The following is a 20,491-nucleotide window of genomic DNA, read 5'->3' on the forward strand; positions in this document are numbered from 1 at the left end:
GACCGTGCAAGCATAAGCTCGTTCTCATTGCAAACCCCGGGCAACGCCTCTTGGGGCGATGCGATCGCGACCGCAGTTGATGGTACCTCTGGCGGAGCAACCAATATTTACAACCGCACCAAGCAAAGCACCAAGAGTGCAGCCGCACCAGAAGGCTATAGTGCTAGTGAGCTGACAAACTCTAATGCAGCTCATTATCATCAAGCTACGATTGGTAGAAACGGACCTCCTTCGATGAACGAAGAGTTGGGTATCCGAAACCACGACTATAACCCTAACGAAGCCTTTGCCCGTGCAACGGTATTGGGTTCTGACGCAACTGCTACCACAGGCTCTATCGCCATCGGCTCAAATGCAACGGCAGGCCGTATTCCGGGCTTGTATGGCAACCCGGGCGAAGGTTTCGGCTTGGCGGTTGCCGTGGGCTCAATGGCATCGGCATTGGGCAACTCTTCTGTTGCCGTGGGTAACAACGCAATGGCAGGCGGCTATGGTGCAATGGCGATGGGTCGCCAAGCAGCGGCGTTGAAAAACAACGCAATGGCATCAGGTGTGGCATCAGCAGCATTGGCTGCAGGCTCTATCGCCTTTGGTGCCCAAGCCCAAGCAGAAGATAAAGACGGTATCGCCTTCGGTGTGGGTATGAAATCTGAAGAGATTACCACCAACACCGCCAACGATTTGTACTCAGTGCGTAAAGAGCAAACCCTCTCTCAAGGTGAAGGGGCGATTGCCTTCGGCTCCGGCGCGCGTGTAGAAAACGGCAGAACAGTACGAAATGCACTGAATGTCAACGATACAACACTGACAGCCACCGGCAACACAGACGGTGCGATTGCCTTCGGTCACGACAGCCGTACCTACTCCAAAGCAGGTTTGGCAATGGGTGAAAACACCGTATCGGGTGTGAAAGGCGATCAGGCCATCATCGAAACCGTCGCCATCGGTAACAAAGCTCAAGCCGTGGGTAACATCTCACTTGCCATCGGCTCAGAAGCAATGGCGAAGGGCAACCAAACCATTGCCATCGGCTCAGAAGCAATGGCGAAGGGCAACCAAACCATTGCTATCGGCTATGCCAACGTGGTTGAAGGCGACTTCTCCGGTGCCATCGGTGACCCTTCTACCATTCGCGGTACCAACTCATACACCGTGGGTAACGACAACATCGTCGCTGACAACACAGACGGTGCATACGGCTTTGGTGCGAACAACCAATTTGGTGGTACGACTGCTTACTCAGACGATGGTAAAGCAAAACGTGATGCGTTGATCACAAACAGCACTTCGGCAAGCAATTCTGCCGCCGTGGGCAGCCGCAACTACATCAATTCACAAAATACCTATGTATTGGGCAGCGGCATCAACACCAAGCCGAATCCGAAAGGCTATCTGGCCCCGCTTAGCAACACCGTAGCCAACTCGGTTTACTTGGGTTCAGACAGCACGGTAACAGCCGGTCAAGGCTCAGTTACAGACGGCGTTGGCTCATTGAAAAATGCAATTAAAGACGACGTAACAGCAGGTGCAACCTCTACCGGCGGTGCAACTGGCAAGGTTGATAAAGGCACGATTTACGGCTTAGGCCACACAGGTGAGTCAATCGCCCTAACTTACGGCACTTATGCAGGTGCGACAGCGGTAGGCGGTGTGTCTGTGGGTGCGTCTGGTGCAGAACGCCGTATCCAAAACGTAGCGGCAGGTGAAATCTCATCAACTTCTACCGATGCGATCAACGGCTCACAGCTTTACACCGTTGCGAATGTAGTAATGAAAGCAATGCCGAAAGTGAAAGCGGGTAAGAACGTAACTGTAGACGCAGAAACTGACCTTAAAACTGGTGCCATTACTTACACCGTAAACACAGGGGCGGCAGCACCAGTACAAAGCTACGCCCACGTTAACAATACAGTGGAGGATGAATTCCAGCCGAAAGGCAATCCGGGCACCAACTTAGGCACTTATGACTCTATCGGCGGTGCATTGGGTAAGAATGACATTGCCATCGGTATCGGTGCTAAATCTGCTGGCGGTTCTAACAGTATCGTCATTGGTACGAATGCACAAAGCTCGTCAACCTCTAATGCAACAAACATCGTTATTGGTAAAGACGCACTGACAAACGCCGAGAGTAACGTTGTTGTGGGCAAGTCGGCAAACATTGCAGGTGCTGAAAACGCGGTTGCTATCGGTACTAAAGCACAGGTTACCGGTGAGAATGGCGTTGCCATTGGTAAGGAAGTGACAGCGACTGGCCCGCAATCGGTTGCCGTCGGTGCCAAATCGGCAGCAAGCGGCCGACGTGCTATCGCCATCGGTGATAACGCTCAAGCTCAGAACAGCCAATCTGTTAGCATTGGTCGTGATTCTGTAGCGAATGTCAATAACTCTGTTGCTTTGGGTAACAACTCTCAAACCGTAGAATCAGGTGCTCACACTGGCGGTACAAGCATTATCAGTAATGCTACTGTAAACGGCGTTACTTACTCAGGCTTTGCAGGCTCGAATCCGGGCACGCTTGGTGTGGTATCTGTAGGTACTGCTTCCGACCCTCGCCGTGTTCAGCACGTTGCCGCAGGTCTGATTTCAGATCAATCGACAGACGCCATCAACGGCTCGCAGCTCTATTTGGTAGCTGATAAGCTGAAAACCGAAATCGATACCAAAATCACCGATTTCACCACCAGCGTAAATGGCAAGCTTGTTGAAACCATCAACAAAGACAACAAAGACGTGAACTTTGTCAATGGTACAGGCACAACCGCCCGTGCAGACGGACAAAACATCACCTTTGATGTGAAATACGACAACAGCACCATCACCTTGAACGACAAAGGTGAGTTGCAAGCAAACGTGAAAACGCCTGAAACCTCTGATTTGGCTCCGCAAAACAACGGCACAGTCAACGTAGCCGGCGACACCTTGAACTTGGTAACCGCAGGTCAAGTGGCGAATGCCATCAACAAATCAGGCTTCAAGCTGACCACAGGTGCAAATGGTGGCGAAAATCTGACCGCTTCTCCGTTAAAAGCAGACGGCGATATGATCAACCCGGGTGATACCGTAACGATGATTGCAGGCAAAAACCTGACCGTTACCCAAACCACCGAGGGCAACATCACCTATGCAACAGGCGAAACCGTTGACTTCACCACCGTAACCATCGGCGGCGAAACCCCAACCATTACCATCAACACCGATGGCATTGATATGGGCGATACGTCAATCACCAACTTGAAACCGAACCTGACCCCGACCTTCAACAAAGACGCGGTAACGCCAAACGGCGACACCACCGAAGGCAAGCCGGCGGTAACTGTGTCAGCTAAACTGCCTGACAATGTTAATGAAATCGTAAACAACGCAGCAACCGTAGGCGATATTCTGAACTCAGGCTGGAACCTGCAAAACAACGGCAACTCTGTTGATTTTGTGAAACCATACGACACCGTAAACTTCGTTGACGGCAAAGGCACAACCGCGGTAGCGAAACCGAACGATGACGGCACTGTATCTAACGTTCAATACGACATTAACGTAGACAACAGCACCATCGTGTTTGAAGAAGCACCGAAACTGGACGAAAACGGCGCCCCTGTACTGAACGCAGACGGCAGCCCGGTAACCGTAACCCAGTTGAAAGTGAACACCGGCGACATCAACGCCAACCCGATTGGTGACGTAACAGGTCCTGTAACTCAGGAAATGAAAGACGACTTGGCAGCTGCTGAAAAAGCCTTGGCTGACTTGCCAGACACTGCAACTGAAGATGAGAAAGCAGCGGCACAACAAGCTGTTGAAGACGCACAAAACGCCATCAACCAAGCAGGCAACAAAGTTGCAACAGCACAAAACGTAGCTGATGCGATCAACAACTCAGGTTGGAACGTCACCGCAGCGGGCGACAACGCCACAGGTTCAACTGTTGAACTGGTACAGCCGGGTGAAACCGTTACCTTCCAAGCCGGCAAAAATATGAAGCTGGTTCAAGAAGGTCAAACCTTCACTTACGCAACCCAAGACGATGTTGAGTTCAACAGCGTGAAAGTGGGCGATACCACGAACAACCCAAGCCCGATTACCATCGATAACAAAGGTATCGATATGGGCGACCGTTCGATCACCAACCTCGCACCGAACTTGACGCCGACCTTCAACAAAGACGCGGTAACGCCAAATGGCGACACCACCGAAGGTGCAGCACCGGTAACCAAAGAAGCCAAACTGCCTGATAATGTGAACAACATCATCAACAACGCCGCAACAGTAGGCGACATCCTGAACTCAGGCTGGAACCTGCAAAACAACGGCAACTCAGTTGACTTCGTGAAGCCATATGACACCGTAAACTTCGTTGACGGCAAAGGCACAACCGCGGTAGCGAAACCGAACGATGACGGCACTGTATCTAACGTTCAATACGACATTAACGTAGACAACAGCACCATCGTGTTTGAAGAAGCACCGAAACTGGACGAAAACGGCGCCCCTGTACTGAACGCAGACGGCAGCCCGGTAACCGTAACCCAGTTGAAAGTGAACACCGGCGACATCAACGCCAACCCGATTGGTGACGTAACAGGTCCGGTAACTCAGGAAATGAAAGACGACTTGGCAGCTGCTGAAAAAGCCTTGGCTGACTTGCCAGACACTGCAACTGAAGATGAGAAAGCAGCGGCACAAAAAGCCGTTGATGACGCACAAAACGCCATCAACCAAGCAGGCAACAAAGTTGCAACAGCACAAAACGTAGCTGATGCGATCAACAACTCAGGTTGGAACGTCACCGCAGCGGGCGACAACGCCACAGGTTCAACTGTTGAACTGGTACAGCCGGGTGAAACCGTTACCTTCCAAGCCGGCAAAAATATGAAGCTGGTTCAAGAAGGTCAAACCTTCACTTACGCAACCCAAGACGATGTTGAGTTCAACAGCGTGAAAGTGGGCGATACCACGAACAACCCAAGCCCGATTACCATCGATAACAAAGGTATCGATATGGGCGACCGTTCGATCACCAACCTCGCACCGAACTTGACGCCGACCTTCAACAAAGACGCGGTAACGCCAAATGGCGACACCACCGAAGGTGCAGCACCGGTAACCAAAGAAGCCAAACTGCCTGATAATGTGAACAACATCATCAACAACGCCGCAACAGTAGGCGACATCCTGAACTCAGGCTGGAACCTGCAAAACAACGGCAACTCAGTTGACTTCGTGAAGCCATATGACACCGTAAACTTCGTTGACGGCAAAGGCACAACCGCGGTAGCGAAACCGAACGATGACGGCACTGTATCTAACGTTCAATACGACATTAACGTAGACAACAGCACCATCGTGTTTGAAGAAGCACCGAAACTGGACGAAAACGGCGCCCCTGTACTGAACGCAGACGGCAGCCCGGTAACCGTAACCCAGTTGAAAGTGAACACCGGCGACATCAACGCCAACCCGATTGGTGACGTAACAGGTCCGGTAACTCAGGAAATGAAAGACGACTTGGCAGCTGCTGAAAAAGCCTTGGCTGACTTGCCAGACACTGCAACTGAAGATGAGAAAGCAGCGGCACAACAAGCTGTTGAAGACGCACAAAACGCCATCAACCAAGCAGGCAACAAAGTTGCAACAGCACAAAACGTAGCCGATGCGATCAACAACTCAGGTTGGAACGTAACCTCAGGTAAAGACGGTTCAGGCGTCGTTTCAGGCACAAGCAACGAGTTGGTACAACCGGGTGAAACCGTCACCTTCCGTGCAGGCGACAACCTGACACTGGTACAAGACGGCCAAACCTTCACCTTCTCAGTGAACGCCCAAAACACAGTTGAAAACGCACAACTGCCGGTTGTTTACACCGATGACAAAGGTAACAAAGTTACCCTGATTGACGGCAACTTCTATCCGGAAGGCACCACCCTGAACGAAGAAGGCAAACCTGTTGACGCAGACGGCAACGAAGTTAAACCGCTGAACAAAGGCGACATCATCGCCTCTATGAACAACGGCGACGACAGCACAGCCAAACCGATGGTTCTGCGTAACGTAGGCTCTAACCTGACCCCGACCTTCAACAAAGATGCGGTAACGCCAAATGGCGACACCACCGAAGGTGCAGCACCGGTAACCAAAGAAGCCAAACTGCCTGATAATGTGAACAACATCATCAACAACGCCGCAACAGTAGGCGACATCCTGAACTCAGGCTGGAACCTGCAAAACAACGGCAACTCAGTTGACTTCGTGAAGCCATATGACACCGTAAACTTCGTTGACGGCAAAGGCACAACCGCGGTAGCGAAACCGAACGATGACGGCACTGTATCTAACGTTCAATACGACATTAACGTAGACAACAGCACCATCGTGTTTGAAGAAGCACCGAAACTGGACGAAAACGGCGCCCCTGTACTGAACGCAGACGGCAGCCCGGTAACCGTAACCCAGTTGAAAGTGAACACCGGCGACATCAACGCCAACCCGATTGGTGACGTAACAGGTCCTGTAACTCAGGAAATGAAAGACGACTTGGCAGCTGCTGAAAAAGCCTTGGCTGACTTGCCAGACACTGCAACTGAAGATGAGAAAGCAGCGGCACAACAAGCTGTTGAAGACGCACAAAACGCCATCAACCAAGCAGGCAACAAAGTTGCAACAGCACAAAACGTAGCCGATGCGATCAACAACTCAGGTTGGAACGTAACCTCAGGTAAAGACGGTTCAGGCGTCGTTTCAGGCACAAGCAACGAGTTGGTACAACCGGGTGAAACCGTCACCTTCCGTGCAGGCGACAACCTGACACTGGTACAAGACGGCCAAACCTTCACCTTCTCAGTGAACGCCCAAAACACAGTTGAAAACGCACAACTGCCGGTTGTTTACACCGATGACAAAGGTAACAAAGTTACCCTGATTGACGGCAACTTCTATCCGGAAGGCACCACCCTGAACGAAGAAGGCAAACCTGTTGACGCAGACGGCAACGAAGTTAAACCGCTGAACAAAGGCGACATCATCGCCTCTATGAACAACGGCGACGACAGCACAGCCAAACCGATGGTTCTGCGTAACGTAGGCTCTAACCTGACCCCGACCTTCAACAAAGATGCGGTAACGCCAAATGGCGACACCACCGAAGGTGCAGCACCGGTAACCAAAGAAGCCAAACTGCCTGATAATGTGAACAACATCATCAACAACGCCGCAACAGTAGGCGACATCCTGAACTCAGGCTGGAACCTGCAAAACAACGGCAACTCAGTTGACTTCGTGAAGCCATATGACACCGTAAACTTCGTTGACGGCAAAGGCACAACCGCGGTAGCGAAACCGAACGATGACGGCACTGTATCTAACGTTCAATACGACATTAACGTAGACAACAGCACCATCGTGTTTGAAGAAGCACCGAAACTGGACGAAAACGGCGCCCCTGTACTGAACGCAGACGGCAGCCCGGTAACCGTAACCCAGTTGAAAGTGAACACCGGCGACATCAACGCCAACCCGATTGGTGACGTAACAGGTCCGGTAACTCAGGAAATGAAAGACGACTTGGCAGCTGCTGAAAAAGCCTTGGCTGACTTGCCAGACACTGCAACTGAAGATGAGAAAGCAGCGGCACAACAAGCTGTTGAAGACGCACAAAACGCCATCAACCAAGCAGGCAACAAAGTTGCAACAGCACAAAACGTAGCCGATGCGATCAACAACTCAGGTTGGAACGTAACCTCAGGTAAAGACGGTTCAGGCGTCGTTTCAGGCACAAGCAACGAGTTGGTACAACCGGGTGAAACCGTCACCTTCCGTGCAGGCGACAACCTGACACTGGTACAAGACGGCCAAACCTTCACCTTCTCAGTGAACGCCCAAAACACAGTTGAAAACGCACAACTGCCGGTTGTTTACACCGATGACAAAGGTAACAAAGTTACCCTGATTGACGGCAACTTCTATCCGGAAGGCACCACCCTGAACGAAGAAGGCAAACCTGTTGACGCAGACGGCAACGAAGTTAAACCGCTGAACAAAGGCGACATCATCGCCTCTATGAACAACGGCGACGACAGCACAGCCAAACCGATGGTTCTGCGTAACGTAGGCTCTAACCTGACCCCGACCTTCAACAAAGATGCGGTAACGCCAAATGGCGACACCACCGAAGGTGCAGCACCGGTAACCAAAGAAGCCAAACTGCCTGATAATGTGAACAACATCATCAACAACGCCGCAACAGTAGGCGACATCCTGAACTCAGGCTGGAACCTGCAAAACAACGGCAACTCAGTTGACTTCGTGAAGCCATATGACACCGTAAACTTCGTTGACGGCAAAGGCACAACCGCGGTAGCGAAACCGAACGATGACGGCACTGTATCTAACGTTCAATACGACATTAACGTAGACAACAGCACCATCGTGTTTGAAGAAGCACCGAAACTGGACGAAAACGGCGCCCCTGTACTGAACGCAGACGGCAGCCCGGTAACCGTAACCCAGTTGAAAGTGAACACCGGCGACATCAACGCCAACCCGATTGGTGACGTAACAGGTCCGGTAACTCAGGAAATGAAAGACGACTTGGCAGCTGCTGAAAAAGCCTTGGCTGACTTGCCAGACACTGCAACTGAAGATGAGAAAGCAGCGGCACAAAAAGCCGTTGATGACGCACAAAACGCCATCAACCAAGCAGGCAACAAAGTAGCGACTGCACAAAACGTAGCCGATGCGATCAACAACTCTGGTTGGAATGCAACATCAGGTGCAGTTGACGGTGGTGTGGTAGAAAATGCTACCAACGAACTGGTACAGCCGGGTGAAACCGTAACCTTCCAAGCCGGTAAGAACATGAAGTTGGTACAAAACGGCCAAACCTTCACTTACGCAACCAAAGATGACGTTGAATTTAACAGCGTACAATTTGGTGCGAACGGTCCGAAGATCACTAACGTAGATGGCAACATCAATGTTGGCGATGCAAACGGCGCTCCTGTGAAGATTACCGGCGTGGCAGACGGCGACATCGGTCCTGACTCGAACGATGCCATCAACGGCAGCCAGTTGTACTGGGCAGCCGCAGGTGCGAAAACCGAAGTACGCGCAGGCACCAACGTGGCGAACGTAACGCAAACCGTAGGCGAAAACGGTCAGTCTGTTTACACCGTGAATGCCGAAGGTACCAACGTGAAAGCGGGCAGCGACAACGTTACCGTAACCCACGGCAAACGTGACGGTGAAAACGATGTTACTTACACCGTGGACATTGCCAAAGACTTGGTACTGGACAGCGTAACTACCGGTAATGCAACGCTGGACGGCAAAGGTCTGAGCATTGTAGGCGGCCCGAGCGTTACTGTTGACGGTATTGATGCCGGCAATAAGGTTATCTCCGGTGTGGCCAACGGCGTGAACCCGAACGATGCGGTAAACGTAAGCCAGCTTAATGCAGCGGTGAACGGTGCGAAGAGCACGGTATCTTCTGCCGATGATTCGGTAACGGTACGCGAATCCGTACATCCGGGTACAGGCATTACCAACTACGACTTGTCCGTGAAGGTTGATGGTACGACCATCACTAATGTTCCGGGTCAAGGCTTGGTAGTGAACACTACTCCGCTGACTGTTGATACCGATAACGGTAAGGTTAATGTTCCGACCGGCGAAGATGCAGGCAAACTGCCGACTGCAGGTGATGTTGCCAATGCAATCAACAACTCCGGCTTCAAACTGACCGCCCAAGGCGAAAACGGTTCGATGGTGAATCCGGGTAGTACAGTCGATATGCGAAATACCGACGGTAATATCCTCATCAGCAAACCTGCCGACAGCAATGCCGTAACTTACGACTTGAATCCGGATGTGAAAGTTAATACCGTTCAAGTCGGCGGCGGCAACGGTCCGGTAATCGGCGGCGACGAAGAAGGCAATATCCGTATCGGTGATGCCAACGGTGCTCCGGTTCGCATTACCAATGTTGCTCCGGGCGTGAATGATACCGATGCGGTGAATGTGAGCCAGTTGAAAGCGACCAACGCGCGCATCGACGGCGTGGAAAACCGAGCCAATGCCGGTGTTGCACAAGCTCTCGCTACTGCAGGTCTGCCGCAAGCCTATCTGCCGGGTAAGAGCATGATGGCTATCGGTGGCGGTGTGTACCGTGGTGAAACCGGTTATGCTGTGGGCTACTCCAGCATCTCCGACGGCGGTAACTGGATTATCAAAGGTACTGCTTCCGGCAACTCTCGCGGCAACTTTGGTGCGACGGCTGCTGTAGGTTACCAATGGTAATGTGAATCACCGGTCAGGTTGCGTCGTTTTACAGACGGCGTAACCCCCGATAATCGGATAGGCGGTGCAAGCTGCTTATCCGATTTATTGGGCGTTATGCATATTGATTGACGTTACCTGCCGGGTTCATCTATAATTTCTCGCTATCTGATGGTTTTATTACGGAAACTGTCTTAAATTAAGGTAAATATGATGAAAACAAATAAATTGAAATGGGCGGCTTTGGCTGCTACGGTGCTGCTGGCGGCTTGTGCCACCAAAAGCAACGTGAAAGCAGACGGTACAACCGACGAGCCGGTATTCCCAAAACCTTACTCACTGACTTTCAATAACGATCGCGGTACATTCCCTACTGACGATGAACTGGACAAAATGCGTCCGGGTCTGACCAAAGACGACATCTATAAAATCTTGGGTCGCCCTCATTATGACGAAGGTATGTTCAACGTGCGCGAATGGGACTACCTGTTCCATTTCTACACCCCGGGCGTCGGTGTCGATCCTGACAATACTTCAGGTGTAGAAGGCATTACTACCTGCCAATACAAAGTAATCTACGACAAAGACAAATTTGCCCGCAGCTTCTACTGGAAACCTGTGTTCCCTGAAGATGCCGTTTGTCCGCCGCGCGGTCCGGCCAAACCGAAAACCCAATCTCTGAACTTGGGTGCAGATGCCTTGTTCGCCTTCGATAAGAGCGGACCGAACGATATGCTGCCTGCCGGTTATGCCAAACTCGACCGCTTTGCCGAAGACATCAAACGCTTCGAGCGCGTAAGTGCCATCCGCATTATCGGTTATACCGACCGCAAAGGTAGCGATTCCTATAATAATGCGCTGTCACAACGCCGTGCAGAAACTGTACGCCAATACTTGATTACCCGTGGCGTACCTGCTGTGGTGATGTCTGCTCAAGGTTTGGGCAAACGCAATCCGTTGGTAGAATGTAGCACCAGCCTGCCGCGCAATGAAGAAATCGCGTGTCTGCAACCGAACCGCCGCGTTGTCATTGAGGTGGACGGTGTAGGTGAGCTGACCGTCGAATAATTTGCAGACGGCATTTGCTTGAAAAAAACCGCAGGAAGTTTTCCTGCGGTTTTTTATTTTCAGGTAGCTTGTCGTAAAATACCGTTTTGATTCGCAGTAAGCACGATACGGTTTGCAGCGTTGTTCCGTGTGATGTTTCCGACCGTATATCAGGTTTTTCCACAGTAGGCAGCTTATGACCTTTATCCATTTTACCCAAGAGGCAACCCGAGAGGCACGGGAAGCGGCGGAATATTTCGGCTTGAGGCCGTCTGCAAATGAGCCGCCAAGCGGTGTGTACTTGCTGGCGGATGCGGAGGGAATCAGCTTGTGCCGTGCCGGAGAAAAAGGCCGTGTCCGCGTGGATTTCGGCGGCGGGGCGGCGCAATACCGGCGGCTGAAAGGAGGCGGGGAGCTGATAGCCAAGGCGGTCAACCACACTTCGCAACCGACGGTATGGGACGGAACAGGCGGTTTGGGGCGGGACAGTTTTGTATTGGCTTCCTTAGGCTTGTCCGTCAGAACATTTGAGCAGAATCCTGCGGTTGCCTGCCTGCTTGCAGACGGCCTCAAGCGCGCGTTGCAGCAGCCGGAAGTGGCCGAAATCGCGGGTCGGATTGCTTTGCAGTTCGGCGATGCCGGTAAGTTGTTGCCGATGGCGGCGGAGCAGTTCGGCAGGCCGGATGTGGTGTATCTCGATCCGATGTACCCCGAGCGGCAGAAGTCGGCAGCCGTTAAGAAAGAGATGGCGTATTTTCACGATTTGGTCGGTGCGGCGCAAGATGAAGCCGCGCTGCTGTCGGCAGCCCGTATGGTTGCCAAAAAGCGCGTGGTGGTCAAACGCCCGCGTTTGGGAGAATATTTAAACGGCGAAAAGCCCGCGTACCAATATACGGGCAAAAGTACCCGTTTTGATGTGTATCTGCCGGACAATCCCGCGAAGGATTGATGGCAGGGCAAAACAGCAAAAAGGTTACGGCTTGCTGCGTTTTAACAATCGAACAGCACAGCATGAGACAAGATAGCAAAAAGCAGCACAGATAATACGGCAAGGCGCAGCAATACTGTATCTTCCTTATTTGAAATCACTATATTTATCAGGCATAAAAAAGCCGTCTGTATTTTGCAGACGGCATTTTTGTACGCCGGTTTGATTTATATTGAAATAAGTTGGCGAAATAGCATTCTTCTTCGTAAGAACGACAGGATAGAGTGTTTACGTTAAACTGACAAAAATTGTCAGTTGGCAATCAAAGCCGGGAGAAGTAAAAACATATGTTGCCATTCGGTAAGTTTGCATGGTTGGGATATGCGCGCTCTGTAAGGTAGGTTTGTCTTTTTGTGGCCTGATTGGATTTTGAATTGTGCGGGCAGAAAAAAGTGACAATTTTTGTCAGCTTTGAAATTGGTTTTTATCGATGGTGCTTCGGCATGGGCTGAGACTGCTGCGCGGCAGGAGAGAGGCTGATTTAAAATAAGGTGCGCGAATGCGGTATTGTTTCGATTTAAATGGGGCTTTCGATTACCGCCATAAAAGGACGGCATCCGGCAGATATTTGAATATTTGATGAGTTTTATTCGGCAACAGCCGTCTGCAAAACAGCCTGTTCCCCTGCTTCACGCCATATCAGGGCTTCAAGCAGAGCGGTTTTGGACATTCCTTTTTCGGCGGCCAGCTCTTCCAGCTTGGCAATGGTTTCCAGTTTGAATTTGTATGAGCAGAGCTTGACCCCGCGCTTTTCGTCTGATTTGCGGTTGTAGGCAACTTGGTCGTATTTCTTGGCGGTCATGGTTGATTTTCTTTTTAGGGTTGTGTATGATTAGGGCATCGGGTTTGGTAGTGCCACCTACCGCCCCCGATTTCTTAATCTTTAGTAGGCGTTACAGCTTGCCAACATCAGGATTAAGAAGAAGATGATTTGAATGGCTAGATTCATTTCATTTCTCCCTAGGTGAGTGCCCATCGGAAACGGTGGGCATTTCCGTTTGTTGAATCACCCAACAGGAATAAATCTAATATTTATAGTCATTTAAAATAAGAATGATACAGCGTTGCTTTGCCTTGCCGTACTATGTGTACTGTCTGCGGCTTCGCTGCCTTGTCTCATTCTTATTTTATTCGACTATATTAGATTAAAAATCAAGTATTTATGAAAAATCCGCCGTAAAAGGCGGATTTTTTATTGTTTGGCAGATTGATTCGGAGTGATGTTTATTTATATGTTTGTTGCAGGCTGCCAGTTAAGGGCGGCTGCCATGTCCTGTTCGATTTGTGCCTGTAAATCGGTGATGTTGCCGAACTTGATTTCATCGCGTAATTTGTGCAGAAAGCGGACGTTGAGCCGTTCGCCGTAAAGGTTTCCATGAAAATCAAAAAGATGGACTTCCAGCTTTTGCGAGCGGCTGCTGCTGACGGTGGGGTTGAAGCCGAAGCTGGCAACGCCGCGTCGTACGCCGAACGAGCCTTCTGCTTCGACAACGAATACGCCGTTTAAGGCGTAATGGTGGGGCGGAAGTTGGATATTGGCGGTGGGAGCGTTGAGGGTGCGCCCGAGTTTGCGCCCGTGTTTGACTTTGCCGCTCAGGGTGTAATCGTGGCCGGAGAGGGTGCGCGCGTAATCGAGCAGGCCGTCTGAAAGTGCTTGGCGTATGGCGGTGCTGCTGGTGCGGATGTCTGCGGTAATGACGGAGGGGGTGCGTTCGGTTTGTATGTCGGGCTGGGCCGAGAGCATTTCAAAGCTGCCTTCCCGCCCTGCGCCGAAACGGAAATCATCGCCGATGAGCAGATACCGGGTACGGAGGCTGTTTCTCAGCAGGCGGTCGATAAATTCCTGCGCGCCCATGTCTGAAAAGGCTTGGTTGAAACGTAAAACCCAAACGGCATCTACACAGCCGGTTTGCCGCAGCAAATCGAGTTTGGTACGCAGGGGGGTAATGCGGTAGGGCGGTGTTTTGCCGTTTTTGCGGGCGAAAAATTCCCGTGGTTGCGGCTCGAAAACAACGGCGACAACCGGCAGCGCCAGCGTGTCTGCTTTGCGCTTGAGTTGTTGCAGAATGTGTTGGTGCCCGAGGTGTACGCCGTCGAAATTGCCGATGGTGACTGCCGTGCCTTGCGGAAAGTCAGGCGCGCGGCACTGACCGAACCAGATTTTCATGGTGGTGTTTGGTGTTGGTGGAACAGGCGGCTATTGTAAACGGAATTGCGGTGTCGATAAAGGTGGAATGCCGTCTGCAAACGGAATATGCGTTTTTGCAGACGGCCTGATTTTGCCGGGGATTACCACCAACCGTACGGACGGCGGCGGAACGGGTAATAGAAGTCTTCCCAGTCGTAGTAGCGGCGCATTTCCTGCAAACGCTGTTGGGCGATATGGTTTTGCCATGCCATTTTGTAGCAGGCTTGGAACATGGGATCGTTGATTTTGTCGATGTATTTGAGACGGAAGGATTGTTGTGCTTCGGTTGCTTCGGCAGAAGATTGTTCGGCCAAGGCAAATTGCTGCCGCATCAGATTGGCGGTTTCGGGGTCGCATTGGCCTGCCAGCGCAATTTGCAGGGATTGTTCGTAATGTTTTTGTGCGGCCGCACGCCGGGCCTGTTGTTCGGGGGTAATCGCGCAGGCCGCAAGGGTGGCAGCTGCGGCGGAGAGCAGCAGAAGACGTAATGTGTTCATTATATTTTCCTGATGAAGGTAAGGTTTGAATGTACGCTATTTCACGGTGATTTTGCAAGCAGACGGATTTTCCTATACATTTTGGCAGACGGATAATATGATAAGCAGAGGGTAAAGCAGACGCAGGCCGTCTGCAAATCATGAGACGGATAAAGTGATGGATAAATCTGTAAGCAGACATTCTTCCGGCGGCCGGCATACACGCCACCATGCGCCTCCGTTTTGGCAGGCGGACCGCCCGTACCTGCACGAGCAGCAGATTTCGGATGCGCGCTTCCGCCGCTTGGGGTATATCATGGCGTTTTTGGCGGGGGCGATTAATGCGGGCGGTTTTTTTGCATTTGCACGTTATACGTCGCATGTTACCGGCTCGATGTCGCTGGCGGCGGATATGGTCTATACGCGGGAATGGAGTGTTTTGCTGCTGGCATTGGCGAGTGTGTGCTGTTTTATCGGCGGCGCGGCGCATTCGGCTTGGGTGATTTTTTGGATGCGGCAGAAACGGTTTCGCGGCAGCTTCGGCTTTTCGATGTGGCTGGAGGCGGTGTATCTTCTGGTATTCGGATTGTTCGGCGCAACGCTGCTGCACGTTGATTTGGGTTGGGACGGTATGGTGATGCCGTCGCTGGCGTTGTTCCAACTCTGTTTTATTATGGGTATGCACAATACGGTGGTAACGGTGTTGTCGGGTGGGGCAATCCGTTCGACACACATGACCGGCTCGGCAACGGATTTGGGTATTGAGTTGGCCAAATCGGTTTATTATGCCAAAAACCACCCGCGCTTGCCCCATGTGCGGGTAAACCGTCCGAAAATGCTGCTGCTGGCCGGATTGATGGCGGCGTTTCTCGGCGGCGGTGTCGTAGGGGCTTGGGGGTATCAGACGGCAGGACACCATTTTGCGTTGCCGGTGGCGTTGGTATTGTTTGTATTGGGTGCAGGCTCGGTAGGTTATGATGTGAAACTGCGCTTGAAATTTATTTTGCTGCGTTGGTATAAAAAACGTAAAAACCTTCGCAAAAAATCTGTTTAAATTCTGATAAAACAGCTATTTATGGGTAAAATGCAGACGGCCTAACAAATGTTAGCATAGGGGCTTGCTGTGTAATATCGGGTTAAACGTGCTTTTGCGGGCGGAAATTGTTGGTTATGATGAATGCAGTTTGAGGCGGCTGACGCCCGATTCCTGTTTTGCAGACGGCCTTGCCGTCCCCTGAGAAAGGACTGATCCCATGAAATTTACCAAACCCCTGACTTTGGCAGTATTGGCCGTACCTTTGGCTTTGTCCGGCTGTGTAACCAACGCGACTACCGGCGAACAATCTGCCAGCAAAACCGCTCTGTACGGCTTGGGTGGTGCGGCAGTGTGCGGCATTGTCGGTGCATTAACACACGGCAGCAAAGGCGCGCGCAACTCCGCATTGGCTTGCGGCGCATTGGGTGCGGGCGTAGGCGGTTATATGGATTACCAAGAGAAAAAACTGCGTGAAAGTCTGGCGAACACCAATATCGAAATCGAACGCCAAGGCAACCAAATCAAACTGGTTATGCCTGAAAGCGTAACATTTGCCACCGGCAGCGCGGCGTTGAGCGGTCAGGCACAAAGCGCGTTGGCCAATGCGGCGCAAACTTTGGTGCAATATCCTGACACTACCATTACCATCAACGGTCATACCGATAATACCGGCAACGACGGCATCAACGAGCCGCTGTCCCGCAACCGTGCACAATCTGTGGCCAACTTCCTGCAAACACGCGGTGTGAGCGCAAACCGTATGGCGACTGCCGGTTACGGCTCCCGTCAACCGATTGCCAGCAATGCAACTGCGGAAGGCCGTGCACAAAACCGTCGTGTTGAAATCCTGATTAATCCGGATCAAAACGCCATTAACGCGGCAAGCCGTCGTTAATATCTTTGCAGTAAATAGAAAAGGCCGTCTGAAAGTATGATTTTCAGACGGCCTTTTTGTTATGGTTTTACGTTTGAGCGGCAAACAGGGAAAACCATAGGCAGACGGTTAATCAATACGATTTGCTGTTGTACCGGATATGCCTGTTTTGACAGTTTTTATAGTCATTTAAAATAAGAATGATACAGCGTTGCTTTGCCTTGCCGTACTATGTGTACTGTCTGCGGCTTCGCTGCCTTGTCTCATTCTTATTTTATTCGACTATATTTTATCGAAGCAAGGGGAGGGCAGTATCGGCTGTTGCTATTGATTGAGTGTTTTCAGCAGTTTTTCCGATTTTTCCGGATCTTCGTTGCGCATGATTCTGGCAATGCCGTTTTCCAGCTTGCCGGTGTCGCTTTGCAGGACGATGTTTTTTACGGCCAGCAGATTGTTCGGATTCATGGAGAAACGCCGCAGCCCCATGCCGAGCAGGACCCGGGTAAACTGGGTGTCGCCGGCCATTTCGCCGCAGATGGAAACGCTTTTTTCCATGCGGTTGGCGGTTTTGATGATGTGCTGCACCATTTTCAGTACGGCCGGATGGCTGGGCTGGTAAAGGTGGCTGACGGCATCGTCGCCGCGGTCGACCGACAAAACGTATTGGATTAAGTCGTTGGTGCCGATGGAGATGAAGTCGACCAGTTTCAAAATGCTGCCGACGGTCATGGCGGCTGAGGGGATTTCAATCATGCAGCCGACGGACACTTCACCGAAGGCTTCGCCGCGCTCGCTAAGCTGGCGGCGGGCGGTTTCCAAGTGGATCAGGCATTGGCGCACTTCGGAAACCGAGGTAATCATCGGCCACATGATGTGTACGGTGCCGTGTCGGGCGGCACGCAGGATGGCGCGCATTTGTGTGCGGAACATCACCGGTTCTGCAAGGCAGAGGCGGATGCCGGTGAGGCCCAGTGCCGGATTCAGGCTGCCGTTTGGGGTGGCGTTTTGGCCGAACCAGCGGGGGTTTTTGTCCACGCCCAAATCTACGGTGCGGATGGTGAGGGGTTTGCCTTTCATTTTTTTGACGATGCCGCCGTACACTTCGTATTGCTCGTCTTCAGACGGCATGGTGTCGCGGTTGAGGTAGAGGAATTCGCTGCGGAACAGGCCGACTCCGTCCGCGCCGACGGTGTGCAGTGCTTTGATGTCTTCGTGGGATTCGATATTTGCCGAGAGTTCGATGTTGATGCCGTCTGCGGTGGTGGCGGCGGTTTTTTTCAGTTTGCTGAGTTCGCGCTTGTGGCTGCGGTATTCGCGTTCGAGGCGGCGGTATTCGTTGAGGACGATGTCGTCAGGGGCAATGATGAGAATGCCGTTGATGCCGTCGACAATCACGATTTCGTTTTCGGTAATCAGACGGCGTGCGTTGTGCAGGCCGATAACGGAGGGGATATCGAGGCTGCGCCCTAAAATTGCGGTGTGGCTGGTCGGGCCGCCGATGTCGGTAACGAAGGCGGTGATGTGCTGCTCTTTGAAGAGTACGGTGTCGGCGGGCGACAAATCGTGAGCAATCAGTACGGTGTCTTCAAAGGGATTGTCGCTCAGGTTTAAATCGTTGCTCAGGCCGGCGAGGTTGTTGTGGATGCGTTGGACGACTTGGAGCATGTCCTGTTTGCGTTCGCGCAGGTAGGCATCGTCTATGCTGTCGAATTGGGCGGCGAGTTTGTCGCTTTGCTGTTTCAATGCCCATTCGGCGTTGATGTGCTGTTCTTTCAAGATGTCTATCGGCTCGCGCGACAGGGTCACGTCGGTCAGCAGCATCAGGTGCAGCGAGATAAACGCGCCCAGCTCGGTCGGTGCGTTTTCCGGAATGGCGTTGCGCAGCTGCTCCAGCTCTTTGCGCGTGGCTTTGACGGCCGCTTCGAAACGGGCGGTTTCGGCCGCAATGCCGTCGTCGTCGATATCGTATTGCGGCACTTCGGCCGTGCCGCGCGTAATCAGGTGTGCGTGGCCGATGGCAATGCCTTTCCCTGCCGCTACGCCGTGCAATACGATGCTCATATTATTCGCCTTCGCCGAAGTAGTCGTTGATTAAATCCGCCAAGCCCTGCATGGCGGCGGCTTCGTCGGGACCGTCGGTTTCCAATTCGATGACGGTGCCTTTTGCTGCGGCCAGCATCATCAAGCCCATGATGCTTTTGCCGTTGACGCGGTTGCCGTTTTTGGTGACCCATACTTCGCTTTGGAATTGCGAGGCGGTTTGGGTGAACTTGCTGGAAGCGCGGGCGTGCAGGCCCAATTTGTTGATGATTTCGATGGATTGTTTCTGCATGGGTGTCCTCTGTATTCAGGCTGCTTAGAGTCTTTTTGCCTGACCTTCGGCGCGGCACATCAGGCCTTCCGGCTCTTCGGTGATGGCAAAGATGCCTTTGACGGCGGCTTCGCGCACGGTTTCGGTGAAGGTGTTCAGGTTGTCCGCCCGTTCTGCATGGGAAACTGCTTTAATCATCATCGGCGCATTCAGGCCGGTGAGGATGGCGGATTTGCCGGCGCGCACTAAGCGGCGGGCGGCGTTGCACGGTGTTGCCCCGAAAATGTCGGTGATAATCAGCACGCCGTTGTTATCGGGAAATTCTTGGATTTCCGCAATCGCCCGGTTGATGATGTCGTCTTGGTTTTCAGACGGCTGTACGCCGAGAATGCGGACGTTGGCGGGGAAACCTTGCGGGAAGAAATGGTTGGTCAGCCCGCGGTAGGCTTCGCCGACGGTTTCGTGGGTAATGATGAGCAAACCGATCATGGTGGTTTCCTAAGTATTCTTGATGGGGCAGGTATGGTATATGGCTGTATCGCAGTGGAAAAACAAGGCCGTCTGAAACGGAAAGTGGTGTAAAGTATTTTGGTTAAGATGCGCTGGGGCATATTTTATGCGGAGAGGCCGTCTGCAAAATGCCACATAATTTTTCAGACGGCCTGTCTGCTAATCCTGATTCAACGCATAAATTTCGTCCAGATTGCGCCAGCAGCCCGCGGCATCCATGCCGTAGCCGAACACATAACGGTCGGGCACGTCCAAGCCGACGTAATCACCTTTGGTCGGCTTTTCCTTATCAATCAGTTTGTTGGCGAATACCGCCGCACGGCAGCTTGCCGCACCCATTGCCAGCAGCTTTTCCTGAATCGCCGCCATCGTATGGCCTTCGTCGAGAATATCGTCCAGCACCACCACATGGCGGCCCCGGATTTGTTCCGGATCGGGCATCCGTTTCCAGTTGAACGCGCCGCCCGAAAGTTTGTCGCCGTAGCGGGAAACGTGGACATAATCGAAATCCAGCGGAAAGCGCAAAAGCGGCAGCAGCTTGCCGGTAAACACCACCGCACCGCCCATTACCGGCAGCAGCAGCGGGTATTTGCCGCCCAAGTCGCGGGTGATTTCGTCGGCTACTTTTTGCAGCGCGGCACGGCATTGTTCGCGGGTAAACAGTAAATCCGCATTGTCGAGTATGGCTTGGGTTTGGCGGCGTTTGGCTTCTAAATCGGTCATGGCGGTAATGATGCTTTATAGAAATATAGAAAGAATGATTATAAACCCAAAGGCCGTCTGAAAGTAATG

General features: G+C 52.1%; 12 protein-coding genes. 5 read left to right on the top strand and 7 right to left on the bottom strand.

Annotated features, from left to right (window positions below):
* Nucleotides 1-234: 234 nt before the first annotated feature.
* From EL111_RS01735 to EL111_RS01745, 3 genes are all read left to right on the top strand, one after another.
* Entirely contained in the window at nucleotides 235-10,290 is a 10,056-nt protein-coding gene (locus tag EL111_RS01735) for a YadA-like family protein (RefSeq protein WP_126325828.1), read from the top strand.
* Between the two features lie 189 nt (nucleotides 10,291-10,479).
* Entirely contained in the window at nucleotides 10,480-11,337 is an 858-nt protein-coding gene (locus tag EL111_RS01740; protein WP_197717767.1) for an OmpA family protein, read from the top strand.
* Nucleotides 11,338-11,512: 175 nt separating this feature from the next.
* A complete protein-coding gene (locus EL111_RS01745; protein ID WP_123796347.1) occupies nucleotides 11,513-12,265 on the top strand; it encodes a class I SAM-dependent methyltransferase in 753 nt (250 codons plus the stop codon).
* A gap of 625 nt (nucleotides 12,266-12,890) precedes the next feature.
* On the opposite strand, the gene EL111_RS01750 is transcribed toward EL111_RS01745, so the two are convergent.
* The 3 genes from EL111_RS01750 to EL111_RS01760 form a co-directional block, all read right to left on the bottom strand.
* Nucleotides 12,891-13,106, bottom strand: a complete 216-nt coding sequence (locus EL111_RS01750; RefSeq protein ID WP_123796346.1) for a hypothetical protein — start codon at nucleotides 13,104-13,106, stop codon at nucleotides 12,891-12,893.
* Between the two features lie 426 nt (nucleotides 13,107-13,532).
* Complete coding sequence (gene ribF, locus EL111_RS01755) at nucleotides 13,533-14,471, bottom strand: bifunctional riboflavin kinase/FAD synthetase (RefSeq protein ID WP_123796345.1); 939 nt, start codon at nucleotides 14,469-14,471, stop codon at nucleotides 13,533-13,535.
* Between the two features lie 122 nt (nucleotides 14,472-14,593).
* Nucleotides 14,594-14,989, bottom strand: a complete 396-nt coding sequence (locus EL111_RS01760) for a hypothetical protein (protein ID WP_123796344.1) — start codon at nucleotides 14,987-14,989, stop codon at nucleotides 14,594-14,596.
* A 157-nt stretch (nucleotides 14,990-15,146) separates the two neighbouring features.
* On the opposite strand from EL111_RS01760, the gene EL111_RS01765 reads away from it, so the two are divergent.
* Nucleotides 15,147-16,022: a YoaK family protein gene (locus EL111_RS01765; protein ID WP_123796343.1), complete on the top strand. Its 876-nt coding sequence runs from the start codon at nucleotides 15,147-15,149 to the stop codon at nucleotides 16,020-16,022.
* Nucleotides 16,023-16,221: 199 nt separating this feature from the next.
* Entirely contained in the window at nucleotides 16,222-16,899 is a 678-nt protein-coding gene (locus EL111_RS01770) for a YiaD family glycine zipper/OmpA-like lipoprotein (RefSeq protein ID WP_123796342.1), read from the top strand.
* A gap of 303 nt (nucleotides 16,900-17,202) precedes the next feature.
* Here the strand turns inward: EL111_RS01770 and ptsP are convergent, their stop codons facing one another.
* The 4 genes from ptsP to EL111_RS01790 form a co-directional block, all read right to left on the bottom strand.
* Complete coding sequence (ptsP, locus tag EL111_RS01775; protein ID WP_123796341.1) at nucleotides 17,203-18,939, bottom strand: phosphoenolpyruvate--protein phosphotransferase; 1,737 nt, start codon at nucleotides 18,937-18,939, stop codon at nucleotides 17,203-17,205.
* 1 nt (nucleotide 18,940) lies between these two features.
* Nucleotides 18,941-19,210, bottom strand: a complete 270-nt coding sequence (locus EL111_RS01780) for an HPr family phosphocarrier protein (RefSeq protein ID WP_123796340.1) — start codon at nucleotides 19,208-19,210, stop codon at nucleotides 18,941-18,943.
* Between the two features lie 24 nt (nucleotides 19,211-19,234).
* Nucleotides 19,235-19,678 carry a PTS sugar transporter subunit IIA gene (locus EL111_RS01785; RefSeq protein WP_123796339.1) on the bottom strand — a complete coding sequence of 148 codons (444 nt, stop codon included), beginning with the start codon at nucleotides 19,676-19,678 and terminating at the stop codon, nucleotides 19,235-19,237.
* 180 nt (nucleotides 19,679-19,858) lie between these two features.
* On the bottom strand, nucleotides 19,859-20,422 hold the full coding sequence (locus EL111_RS01790; protein ID WP_123796338.1) for a hypoxanthine-guanine phosphoribosyltransferase: 564 nt from the start codon (nucleotides 20,420-20,422) through the stop codon (nucleotides 19,859-19,861).
* Between the last annotated feature and the right edge of the window lie 69 nt (nucleotides 20,423-20,491).

It is taken from the genome of Neisseria animalis (assembly GCF_900636515.1).
Taxonomy (GTDB): Bacteria; Pseudomonadota; Gammaproteobacteria; order Burkholderiales; family Neisseriaceae; genus Neisseria; species Neisseria animalis.

Coding starts and splice junctions, on each gene's coding strand:
- EL111_RS01735 (WP_126325828.1), top strand. CDS start 235: ATGAACGAAGAGTTGGGTATCCGAAACCACGACTATAACCCTAACGAA.
- EL111_RS01740 (WP_197717767.1), top strand. CDS start 10,480: ATGATGAAAACAAATAAATTGAAATGGGCGGCTTTGGCTGCTACGGTG.
- EL111_RS01745 (WP_123796347.1), top strand. CDS start 11,513: ATGACCTTTATCCATTTTACCCAAGAGGCAACCCGAGAGGCACGGGAA.
- EL111_RS01750 (WP_123796346.1), bottom strand. CDS start 13,106: ATGACCGCCAAGAAATACGACCAAGTTGCCTACAACCGCAAATCAGAC.
- ribF (WP_123796345.1), bottom strand. CDS start 14,471: ATGAAAATCTGGTTCGGTCAGTGCCGCGCGCCTGACTTTCCGCAAGGC.
- EL111_RS01760 (WP_123796344.1), bottom strand. CDS start 14,989: ATGAACACATTACGTCTTCTGCTGCTCTCCGCCGCAGCTGCCACCCTT.
- EL111_RS01765 (WP_123796343.1), top strand. CDS start 15,147: ATGGATAAATCTGTAAGCAGACATTCTTCCGGCGGCCGGCATACACGC.
- EL111_RS01770 (WP_123796342.1), top strand. CDS start 16,222: ATGAAATTTACCAAACCCCTGACTTTGGCAGTATTGGCCGTACCTTTG.
- ptsP (WP_123796341.1), bottom strand. CDS start 18,939: ATGAGCATCGTATTGCACGGCGTAGCGGCAGGGAAAGGCATTGCCATC.
- EL111_RS01780 (WP_123796340.1), bottom strand. CDS start 19,210: ATGCAGAAACAATCCATCGAAATCATCAACAAATTGGGCCTGCACGCC.
- EL111_RS01785 (WP_123796339.1), bottom strand. CDS start 19,678: ATGATCGGTTTGCTCATCATTACCCACGAAACCGTCGGCGAAGCCTAC.
- EL111_RS01790 (WP_123796338.1), bottom strand. CDS start 20,422: ATGACCGATTTAGAAGCCAAACGCCGCCAAACCCAAGCCATACTCGAC.